Here is a 3240-nt window from a genome sequence, read left to right on the forward strand (position 1 = left end):
GCCGGAGCCGCGACCCTGCCCGCTCCGGTGGCGCCGACGATCCCGGGCGGCGCCGGGCCCGTCGCGGACGCGCAGCCCGCTCGCCCCGCGGCGGCCGACCAGACTCCGCCACCCCCTTCACCGGTTCCGTCCGCACCGCCGCCGGTCTTCGTCAAGGGGCTTGAGCCGCGGCGGCCGACCGGTGGCCTGCGCTACACCGCGCCGTCAGTCGACGGTGGATCCGGGCCGGTCACGACGGTGGACGGCGGGTCGGGACTGGGCCGCCCGGCTGGAAACGGTGCGCTCAGCGCCGCCCGCGGCGAAGCCGGCACGGCGCAGCCCGGTGCGGGCACGCGTCCCGCTCGCAATGCGCCCTGCCCGTGTGGGTCAGGCCGCAAGTACAAGCGATGCCACGGCGACCCGGCGCGCCGCAACGCCGAGTGATCCATCCCTGGAGCCGGTGGCCGCGCTAACCCACCTGCAGGGTTGTCACCCGCCAGCGTCCGCCGGACGACTCCATGCGCAGCGCGAGTGCGGCCACCCGGGCACCTCTGCTGATGACCGCCGAGACCTCGGCGACTCCGGGTCGCGGTTCGCTGACCCGTACGCTGCGGACCTGACTCCGCCTGCGATCCGTGGTCTGGGCGACGATGCGTTCGAGATCGTTCTGTAGGCGGGGCGTCGTCCATCCGGCGAGATGCGAGGCCGGGCGCACTCCGCCGAGCGTCTCGACGATCGCTCTGACGATGACCACCGCCGTTTCCCGGGGCGGTGGGTTCGTCCGGCTCCCGGCGGGGCGCCCCGGCCGCGGACCGGCTACCGGTTCGAGACCCGGCACCACGTGTGACGCCGCTGATCCCGTTCCTGTCCCCGTGACCGTGCGTTCGGGCATGGCGAGGTGCCGAGGCGTCCGATCGACCGTCGTCGTGCCACCGGGCTCGGTCTGGCTGTCCGCACCGCCACGGCCGCGCGGCGGCCCGCCGGGTCCCGCCGGGCCGCCGCGGCGGCGTCCGCCGCCTCCCGGGGTGGTCACGGGCCGGCCTGGACGATCGGCGGTAGTGCATCCGGCCGGCCGCACCCGGGGTCGGGGCGGCCTTGTCGACGAGCCGGTCGAGGCGCCGGCCGGCGAGGGTCCGGCCTCGTCGTCATAGGGCGGTTCGTGGGGGATGACGGGAAGGCGGCGCATTGCGGGGGCCGGAATTGGACGCCGGGGCAGGGTCAGGGCGTAGGTGGCGGTCACGGCAGGCTCCGGAAGTGGTGGGCGGGGTCAGGGCCCGGGGGGTGGCTTCAGGCGTTGGCCGGGGAAGATCAGATTCGGGTCGTGGCCGATCAGGTCGGAGTTGGCGGCCCACCACCGTGGCCACTCGGCTGCGATCTGCTCCTGCGTCGCGTCCGGGCCGAGATGACGGGCCGCGATGGACCAGAGACTGTCGCCGCGGAGGACGACGATTTCCGCCGCATCGACGCCGGGAGAGGTCCGGTCGGTACCCGGGAGGCTCATGGGCGTGCCCGTTCCACGAGGGGCCGGCGGCACGATCGGATCCCGGGCTGGTGTCGACGCGGCCGGAGCCGCCGGTCCGGACGGTGTCGGGTGGGACGGCGTCGGAGTGATGGCTGCGCCGGGCGCGGCCGGGTTGCTCGGGGAGGTGGTGGCGGGTCGGTCCAAGTCCGGCCAGCCGGCTGTGGTCGTGTGAGCCGTGGTGAGCCGAGTGAGGGCGCCGGGGTCAGGGGCGGTGTGCACCGGGTTTCCGCCGGCGGCGGAACCCGGGGAGGGGGGCCGCGTCGGCGAGCCGGCCGCTGAGGTGGTCCCGTGCAGGTCCACGACGGGGATCGCCTCGCCGAGACCGGGAACCGAGATCGTCGGGGTGGGGCTGGTCGCCGGGATGGCACCGGCGCCGGTTACGGGTTCGGTAGGGGAGGCGGGGCCGGTGGAGGATGCGGGGGGTGTCGCGGGGGTGTGACCGGCGGAGGTGCCGGCCGGGGGGCGGTCGAGGCCGGGGAAGCTGGCTATCGGGTTCGGGGGGTGGCCGACGGTGGTGGGCCGGTCCAGATCGGGCAGTGCGGCGGTGGCGCCCGCACTGACACCGGTCCCCGCAGGTCCGGTGGCCGCGGAGGCCGGGACCGCGGCGATGATCGGCGCCACCCCGGCGACGAGTGTCACTCCGAGGCCGATCTCGAGCATCCGCCGCATCGTGCGGGGAACGATCCGGCGGGCCAGCGCCGCGCTGAGCCGGCCGACTCCGCCGGGGACGGCCGACAGCGCGCTGAGCAGAACCCCCAGGCACAGCCAGAGCAGGCACACCCAGGCGACGACCCCGATGATCGTGGCCAGCGCCTGCTCGGGCGCGGCGGCGAACCATGCTGGGGCGGCCTCGATGCTCTCCGGCAGGTCGGCCAGCCGGGGTCCGAAAACGATCAATATGATCGCCGTGATTGCGGCCGCGGTCGCGCCGGCGAACCGCGCCAGCGTCTGTCGAGCCGCCCTCGCGATCATTGTGGGTGCTCCTGTCCGCCGGATGTTGTCGAGATCGTTCGTTTGCCTACGTTTGCTTGTGTAAACTCCTGAAAGCTCGCTGTCAACCCTGCTTGTGTGGGGAGCGAGGGGTGACTGGGGGAAGCGGGCGAAATCTACCTTTATGGGAGGAATTTCGTGCGATGGGAGGATCTGTTTGCCGACCTGGAGCTGCAGTGGGAGGCGAATGAGGCCGCCGAGCTCTCCGCCGAGCTCGCGGACCGCAGCCGACGGGAGGCTGCCTACCTGCGGTTGATCGATCGGATGCGACCTGTCGTCGGACACCCGGCGCGTTGCCGGGTGCTGGGTGGTCAGCGCGCTCCCGAGATCCTGCACGGCACCCTGTCGGCCCTCGGGGTGGACTGGTTGCTCATCGCCGAGCCCGGCGCGACGGAGGCTCTGGTGCCGGTGCGGTCGCTGCTGGCCGTGGAGAACCTGCCGGTGGTCTCGGCCCAGCCGGGTCATGAGGGTCCGCTGGCGGCCAAGCTGGATCTGCGGTACGTCCTGCGCGGGCTCGTCCGGGACCGCTCGGCGTGCACGCTCATGCTGGTGGACGGGGTGACCCTGCACGGGACGCCGGTGCGGGTCGGCTCGGACTTCCTGGAGGTAGCCGAACACGCCGTCGGCGAGTTCGCCCGGCGCGGCCAGATCCGTTCCGGCTGGACCATCCCCCTCGACGCGATCGCCTACGTTCGTCGGATCCCCTGACCTCGCCGCGCCTACTGACCTCGCCGCGCCTACTGCGTCTA

Annotated in this window: 4 protein-coding genes; 2 read left to right on the plus strand and 2 right to left on the minus strand. The window is 73.6% G+C overall.

Annotation, left to right across the window (positions count from 1 at the left end):
• Positions 1–423 (plus strand): SEC-C metal-binding domain-containing protein (locus AC08OQ_RS13510; RefSeq protein ID WP_476612091.1); only part of this gene is annotated, 423 nt, incomplete at its 5' end.
• Between the two features lie 25 nt (positions 424–448).
• On the opposite strand, the gene AC08OQ_RS13515 is transcribed toward AC08OQ_RS13510, so the two are convergent.
• Entirely contained in the window at positions 449–1165 is a 717-nt protein-coding gene (locus AC08OQ_RS13515) for an Rv3235 family protein (protein ID WP_476599931.1), read from the minus strand.
• 81 nt (positions 1166–1246) lie between these two features.
• Positions 1247–2473 carry a LysM peptidoglycan-binding domain-containing protein gene (locus AC08OQ_RS13520; RefSeq protein ID WP_476604966.1) on the minus strand — a complete coding sequence of 409 codons (1227 nt, stop codon included), beginning with the start codon at positions 2471–2473 and terminating at the stop codon, positions 1247–1249.
• 156 nt (positions 2474–2629) lie between these two features.
• Between AC08OQ_RS13520 and AC08OQ_RS13525 the strand changes: the two genes are divergently transcribed.
• Complete coding sequence (locus AC08OQ_RS13525) at positions 2630–3199, plus strand: hypothetical protein (RefSeq protein ID WP_476593300.1); 570 nt, start codon at positions 2630–2632, stop codon at positions 3197–3199.
• Positions 3200–3240 lie beyond the last annotated feature (41 nt).

This window comes from Frankia sp. CcCS3, assembly GCF_977927575.1.